The organism is Streptomyces sp. NPDC050564 (genome assembly GCF_044457265.1).
Lineage (GTDB): Bacteria > Actinomycetota > Actinomycetes > Streptomycetales > Streptomycetaceae > Streptomyces.
The window spans coordinates 60626-67015 of record NZ_JBITGS010000048.1 but is presented as its reverse complement, the minus strand read 5'-3'; the positions used below and the strand labels follow the sequence as shown (position 1 = coordinate 67015).

The following is a 6390-nucleotide window of genomic DNA, read 5'->3' as shown; positions in this document are numbered from 1 at the left end:
ACCCGCTACGACAAGACCGCCGAGTCCTACCAGGCAGCTGTCACCCTCGCCTCGCTCCTGATGTGGGCGTGACATTTGAAGACAACTCCTAGGGGCTCACGGAGCGGGCCGGTCGGACAGGGGTCTTCAACTGCCGGCCTTCAGGAAGGGTTGGGTCGCGATCATGTTCGTACTGGAGCTGACCTACACCGCGCCGCTCGAAGCGGTCGACGCCGTTCTGGCAGCGCATGTCGCGTGGCTCGGCGAGCAGTACGCCGCGGGGGTCGCGTCCGGGCGCAAGAACCGTTCCTAGGGGCTGAGTGGAAGTGGGTCCTGTCTCCAGGACCGTTGGTGCTCAGCCGCGTGCTCCGAACGGTGTTGGGCACGCTGGTCGCCCGCGTTCGCTCCGCTGCCGGGCGGCACGGATCTCGTCCGTGGTCCGGGGATGCGGGGGCGGGGTCCCTCACGCCTGCGGGTCTCCGCTGCGGCCTGGGCGGTCCGATGCCCCGCACGATCGCTCTGGTCGTGTGGGGGCGGTGCCGTCCGTCGCCGGATCGGGTGCCCGAGGGCGCGTCGCCCGATCGCGATGCTCGCCGCATCGTGCCGGGAAACTGTGCGATTACTGCTGGTCAGGGGCTGCTGCCAGTGCTGGGCGCCCCACGGTGAGGTGTAGGCGGGATCGACCGCGACGACCGCGATGTCCTGCTGGGCGGCCATCGCCACCAGCCGGGCCTTCAGCTTCGCAGTGGGGAAGCGGGAGATCAGACTGCGGAAGCGTTTGTTGCGGCCGTGCTTCTCCCGGGACCTGCCGTCGGTGAAGTCCAGGTCCTCGATCGCCACCGCCACCGCCCCGGCGGCACGAGTGTGGTGCAGCAGCCGGGACAGCGCGTGCCGGATCTGCGCGTCCCGGTGCGCTGCGGAGCCGCTCAGGTCGTAGCAGAAGCGGTGGGGCTCGCCCACCCGGGTTGCCGTGCACGTCCAGACGCCAGGCGGCGAGGTGATCGTCGTTCATGTCGATGGCGACCACGCCCCTGGCCAGCGCCGCCTCCAGTGGCAGCACCGGGGTGGGGGTGCGCTGCCAGGAGGCGGTCACATACCAGCGGCCGCGCACCACATCGTGGTGGATGCGGTAGGCAACGGCCCGGTTCGCGGTGATCCGGTCCAGCCACTCCTGGCCCCGGTGCGCGAACACCACGGTCGCGTCGAGCACGTACCGGCCGTGCGGGGCATTCGCCAGGCGGGCCAGCGCGGCCGGAAGCTTGAGGGACACCTGTCCGGTGTCGGTGATGCGGATGGTCTCGTTGCCGAAGCGTTTACCTGACTCGCCGTCCGCGGCCAGGAACATCCGGGCCGCCCGCCACCGCTCCCGCCACCCCTGTTCGTCCAGCCCGGCCTCGCCGAGGTGATGGCGCAGCCGGGCGAGCTGCTTCCCGCCTCGCACCACCCGTACCCAACCCGCCGCCCAGTCCGCCAACCGCATCCGTAGAGCATGCAGGCGACGGGACTTGGCATGCCACTCCGCCCGCGACCCGTACCCCCGCGCCAGCCCCTCCCGCTTGTCCGCCGTCGCGCCCAGCGGACGTGCCAGCCGCGCCTCGATCGACGTGATCTGGCCCCGCAGCCACGCCATCTCGGCGATCTGGCCACGCCGGGCCAGCGCCCACTGGTCATGCGTGGCCTTCGTGATACTGCCCGCCCACCTGGCCGAGCAGACCCCGGTCAGCTCCCGCTTCCGTGCTGCCCACGCGCCAGCGTCATGGTCCAGTCCCTGCCGGGAACGCACCACGAGATCACCCGCAGCCAGTCCACCCAGGAACGCCCCCACCTCGGCCAGCACCGCCGCGTCCGTCTCCGACACCCGCAACCGGGCCCGGATCGACACACCCGCAGGGCCGGGCACCACGAACGACGCCGCCACCTCCCGCAATCCCGTCGCCCCGCCCGTCGCCGCACCATGCCCTCACCCCGCCCAACGAATTCCACCCACAAAGGTCACGCATTCGATGGACAAACATCCGTTCCCATCGACCGGCAACCCGCCTGGATACCGCCACCACGACACCAACACTCACTCATGCTCGCGAAAGCGCACTCGCGCACGGTCAAGCAACAACAGTTTCGAACCCCCGCGACGGCGAAGTGATTCTCGCCGTCGCGGAGGACCGGGCGCGGATCGAGGAGATCACCGCGGGCGACCCGCTCGTCACCGCGGATGTGTGCGCCTACCGCATCACCGAGTTCGTGGCGACCAAGACGGCGCCCGCCCTGGAGCCGTACCGCGAGACGCTCGGCTGAACCGGGCCTGCGCGGTTCACTCGCCGCCGAGGGCGCGCTTCAGCTCGCTCTTGTTCATGTCCGAGCGACCGTGGATGTTGCGCCGCTTGGCCTCCTCGTACAGCTGGTCGTAAGTGGGCCCCTGGGAGCCCTTGTGCGAGCGCTGACCGCCCCGCTTGCCGGACGACATGTCCTGAGTGGACGTACGGCTGGCGGTCTTCGACTCGCCGGACCGGGCGCGCTCCTTGTTCACCGTCCGCGCGGCGATCTCTTCGGCTCGCCGCTCACTCTCCCCACGGTCGAGTGCGCTCTCCTTGATGTGCTCGTACTGACGTTCCCGTTTGGGGCTCGAACCGCGTGGCACGGCTGATCACTTCCTTTCGCGGTCACTGCCTTGCGCGGCCCGAGTACCCCGCATCCGGGCGTACACCGCACGGGTCAGCGCTCCAGGCGGGCCACCCGTCCCTTCTCGCCGGAGGCCCAGCACCCCAGGTCGGGGGTGCAGTCCACGGTGTCGTACGAACCGGTGTCCACGGTGCGCCAGGTGCGGCCGCCGTCCGTCGTCAGGTCGGTGCCGGTGGGGCCGACCGCGAGCGCGGCGGTGCGGCTGTGCGGAAGCCAGGTCACGCCCGAGCGGTAGGCGGGCGGGGGCTGGGTGGCGGACGTCCAGGTGCGGCCGCCGTCGGGGGTGAGCGCGGCGGTCTGGGGTGAGGCCTGGTCGGCACGGTAGTCGCCGCCGACCGCGAGGCCGTGGGTGCGGTCGCGGAAGGCGAGGGCGAAGACGCCGCGCGCCGGGTCGCCGGCCGGGATCGGCGTGTCGGTGGCGGTCCACGTCAGTCCCCTGTCCGAGGAATGCAGCACGCGCGCGCGTGCGCCCCCGCCGGTGGCCAGCCACACATCACGCGGTCCCGAGGTCACCAGGCACTGCCCGCTCGCCGCGAAGCCCGCCTCGCCGTCCTGAGCCGCGGGCATCGAGTCGCTGGGCAGCACCTTCCAGGAGCGGCCGCCGTCACTGGTCGACAGGATGCGGAACCTACCGTCCACCGGGTCGCTCATCGCCAGGCCGTGGCGCCGGTCGAAGAAGGTGAGGCAGTCGTAGAAGGCCTTCGTGTCGGTGTTGCGGAAGGACTCCGTCCAGGTCGCGCCGCCGTCGTCCGTGCGCAGGACGCGGGAGGCCTCGCCCTCGCCGATGGCCAGGACCACGGCGCGCCGCGCGTCGAACGCCTCGATGTCGCGGAACTCCAGGTCCGCGCCGCCGGGCGGGGATACGCTGCGCCAGTTCGCGCCCCCGTCGGTGGTGCGCAGCACGGTGCCCTTGGAACCGGCCACCCAGGCCGTGTCCCGGCTGACGGCCGACAGGCCGCGGAACCTTACGTCCGTGCCACTGTCCTTGAGCTCCCAGTGCGGCGCCTTCGCCGGCTCGTGCGCCTGCGCGGGTGCCGTGAGTGTGGCGGCGAACGCGGCCGCGCACAGTCCCACGGTGACCATCCGACTCGTACGTCTCGTGTTCCCCAAGCCCCTCATGGCGGGCGAAGCTAGCCCACTCCCCCTGTGCCGTCCAGATGGCGATCCCGGGAACCCCGGGGCCCCGACCGAGTGTCCTCTCGGATGTCCGAAGACGACGGGACGAGACATGGATCACCACCGTGCATGAACGCGGTGACAGAGGTCACTCCAGTATCAGGTGCACGCAGTGGCTCATTTCTTCGTCTCTTCAATTGACCGGCCTCATCCGCCCGGAGTTCGTCCAGCCGTCACAAGGGAGCAAGGCGTTGTCCACCGTCATCGAGCAGCCCGTAGAGGCCCGCCTCGTCGCCGCCGCGCCGCGGATGCCGAGCATTCCCGCAACGCTCCACTACGACCGGAGCGATCCCTTCGCGGTCCGTATGACCTTCCCCGCGCCGGCCACGCTGGAAGGCGTGGAGGTCTGCTGGACCTTCGCCCGCGAGCTGCTCACGTCAGGGCTCGAGGAGTCGGTGGGCTGGGGCGACGTCCGGGTGCGGCCGTACGGCTACGACCGCACCGTTCTGGAGTTCCACGCCCCCGAGGGCACCGCCGTGGTGCATGTGCGCTCGGGCGAGTTGCGGCGATTCCTGCAGTGCACGACGGAGCTGGTGCCCGTGGGCCTCGAGCACCTCCAGGTGGACCTGGACCACGACCTGGCGGAGCTCATGCGGGGTACGTGCTGAGGTGGGGTACCTGCTGAGGCGGGGTGCCTGTTGAGCGGGGTTCCCGTCCTCAGCCGCTTCTGTCCATCAGGGCGTTGAGCTCGGCGTAGTCGAGTCCGTCGGTCAGCGAGTCGTAGGTCCCCGCGTCCAGCAGCTCCCGCGCGGCACGGCGGACCAGGGCGTGTGCGGCCTGCGCGATGCCCGAACCCGCGCTGATCCGGGCGACCCCGAGGGCGGCCAGTTCGGCGACGGACGGCGCGCCGGGGCCCACCATGACGTTCACCGGGCCTTCGATGCCCCCGACGAGTGTCTTGACGGTCACCGGATCGACGGCTCCGGGCACGAAGACACCGTCGGCTCCGGCGGCGAGGAAGGCGGCGGCCCGCTCCAGGGTTTCGTCGATCTTGCCGGCGCCCCGCAGATAGGTGTCGATGCGGGCGTTCACGTACAGCGGTACTCCGGCAGTGTCGGCGGCCGCGCGGGCCGCCGCGATGCGCTCCGCCTGCTCGGCGATCGGGCGCAGCGGCGCGCCGCCGTCGGGGCCGTCGTAGAGCGCGTCCTCGATGTTGACGCCCACGGCACCCGCCGCGAGCACCGCGCGGATCGTGTCCGCGACCCCCTGGGCGTCCTGCGCGTAGCCACTCTCGATGTCCGCACTGACCGGCACACGGACCACCGCGGCGATCCGCCCGACCGCGCCGAGGGCCCCGTCCCTGTCGAGCCGGTCCCCGTCCGCCGCACCCCACACCCACGCGAGCCCCGCGCTGGTCGTCGCCACCGCGCTCGCGCCCGCCTCCTCGACGATCCGGGCACTCATCGCATCCCACACATTCGGCAGAACGAGGGGCCGACCGGGCACGTGCAGGGCACGAAAGGCGAGCGCGGTTTCACGCAGGGAACTCGGTTCCGTGCGGGGGGATTCGGGGTTCGTCATGGGGATGAGCCAAGCATGGGGCGGGGTGGAGGGCTGGCAGGAAAACGACGTGTACGTGGGCGGCGGACGCCGGGATGGGCGAAATCCAGCCAGGCCGGGGTGCGCGAGGGTGCGCGCCCCTCAGCCCCCGGCAGCCGCCCCTGCAGCCGACGCCGTCGTCGTCGCCACGATCACCGCCGTGCGCAGTTCCTGGATGACCTTCTTCAGGGCCGGAGCCGCCGCGCCACTGCGGTCGGTCAGGTCTTCGAGGCGGGTCTTGTGGAGCTTGCGGTCCTTGGCGGGTGCGAGGGTGCGGAGTTCGGCCGCGGCGGCGAGGGCGACGAGGGCCGCGTCGCGGTCGGAGATCTCGGCGACGGGGAGCGGGCCTTGGAGTACCTGCCGGGCCTCGGTGTGCAGTGCGTCCACGGCGGGCACCCGCTCCAGCTCGTACTCCACGGAGGGGAAGAGGCCGAGGACGCGCTTCTTCTCCGCCCGGAGGTATCCGTCGGCCGCCAGCTGCGCCCGCACGGCGTCCAGGGTGACGCGCGCCCGCAGCGTCACCCATGCCTGCCACTTCCGCGGCCGGGACTCCGCGACGAGTTCCAGCAGTCCGTCGAGGACGACGTCGCCCGTGCGGGAGTCGGCGTCGACAGGGGTGACGATGCCGTTCTCGTCGATCAGCAGTCCGCGCTGCGCCAGCTCGGTGAGAGCGCCGGCGCGCACCAGGTGGTGGAGATGGGTCGCGCCGGTGACCTTGAGCCTGCTGGTGTCCCAGGCCAGGAGGTAGAGCCGGGCGGGCAGCGAGAGCGAGCCGTTCGGCACGGGATCTCCTTCGGGTCGTGCGGGCCACGTTAATCCTTTGACAGCCTCCAGAGCCGCCCCTACGGTGCATAGCGGTCCTGTTGCCGTCGATTGGAGAAGGACGTTGCTCGTCTGAGGTCTGAGACACCGCGTCACACACAGCCAGCTCTTCCTGGCCTCCGTGTGCGCAGCGTGCGACCTCGGCGTACGAGCCGTCCTCCGGTGCGGGGCTTTTCTGCTGTCCTACCGGCCGGC

The 6390-nt window shown here is 71.3% G+C and carries 7 protein-coding genes and 1 pseudogene; 3 read left to right on the top strand and 5 right to left on the bottom strand.

The features are described from left to right. Positions 1-163 precede the first annotated feature (163 nt). Positions 164-292 carry a hypothetical protein gene (locus ACIBK0_RS45035; protein WP_399094092.1) on the top strand — a complete coding sequence of 43 codons (129 nt, stop codon included), beginning with the start codon at positions 164-166 and terminating at the stop codon, positions 290-292. On the opposite strand, the pseudogene ACIBK0_RS45030 reads toward ACIBK0_RS45035, so the two are convergent. Continuing rightward, a pseudogene (locus ACIBK0_RS45030) lies at positions 289-1897 on the bottom strand (IS200/IS605 family accessory protein TnpB-related protein). The gene ACIBK0_RS45035 and the pseudogene ACIBK0_RS45030 overlap by 4 nt on opposite strands. Positions 1898-2019: 122 nt before the next feature. Here ACIBK0_RS45030 and ACIBK0_RS45025 point away from each other — a divergent pair. After that, positions 2020-2274, top strand: a complete 255-nt coding sequence (locus tag ACIBK0_RS45025; RefSeq protein WP_399094089.1) for a hypothetical protein — start codon at positions 2020-2022, stop codon at positions 2272-2274. A 16-nt stretch (positions 2275-2290) separates the two neighbouring features. Here ACIBK0_RS45025 and ACIBK0_RS45020 read toward each other — a convergent pair whose 3' ends face one another. Then, positions 2291-2617 carry a plasmid stabilization protein gene (locus tag ACIBK0_RS45020; protein WP_399094083.1) on the bottom strand — a complete coding sequence of 109 codons (327 nt, stop codon included), beginning with the start codon at positions 2615-2617 and terminating at the stop codon, positions 2291-2293. Positions 2618-2691: 74 nt separating this feature from the next. Further along, complete coding sequence (locus ACIBK0_RS45015) at positions 2692-3741, bottom strand: WD40/YVTN/BNR-like repeat-containing protein (RefSeq protein WP_399094080.1); 1050 nt, start codon at positions 3739-3741, stop codon at positions 2692-2694. Positions 3742-4025: 284 nt separating this feature from the next. Between ACIBK0_RS45015 and ACIBK0_RS45010 the strand changes: the two genes are divergently transcribed. Next, complete coding sequence (locus ACIBK0_RS45010; protein WP_399094078.1) at positions 4026-4442, top strand: SsgA family sporulation/cell division regulator; 417 nt, start codon at positions 4026-4028, stop codon at positions 4440-4442. 49 nt (positions 4443-4491) lie between these two features. Here the strand turns inward: ACIBK0_RS45010 and ACIBK0_RS45005 are convergent, their stop codons facing one another. Next, positions 4492-5355 (bottom strand): isocitrate lyase/phosphoenolpyruvate mutase family protein, encoded by an 864-nt coding sequence (locus tag ACIBK0_RS45005; protein WP_399094074.1) that lies wholly within the window; start codon positions 5353-5355, stop codon positions 4492-4494. Positions 5356-5475: 120 nt separating this feature from the next. After that, complete coding sequence (locus ACIBK0_RS45000) at positions 5476-6156, bottom strand: GPP34 family phosphoprotein (protein ID WP_399094071.1); 681 nt, start codon at positions 6154-6156, stop codon at positions 5476-5478. Positions 6157-6390 lie beyond the last annotated feature (234 nt).

Bases quoted from the DNA above. Each gene is read 5' to 3' on its own strand.
- ACIBK0_RS45035 (WP_399094092.1), top strand. From the start codon at position 164: ATGTTCGTACTGGAGCTGACCTACACCGCGCCGCTCGAAGCGGTCGAC.
- ACIBK0_RS45005 (WP_399094074.1), bottom strand. From the start codon at position 5,355: ATGACGAACCCCGAATCCCCCCGCACGGAACCGAGTTCCCTGCGTGAA.
- ACIBK0_RS45015 (WP_399094080.1), bottom strand. From the start codon at position 3,741: ATGGTCACCGTGGGACTGTGCGCGGCCGCGTTCGCCGCCACACTCACG.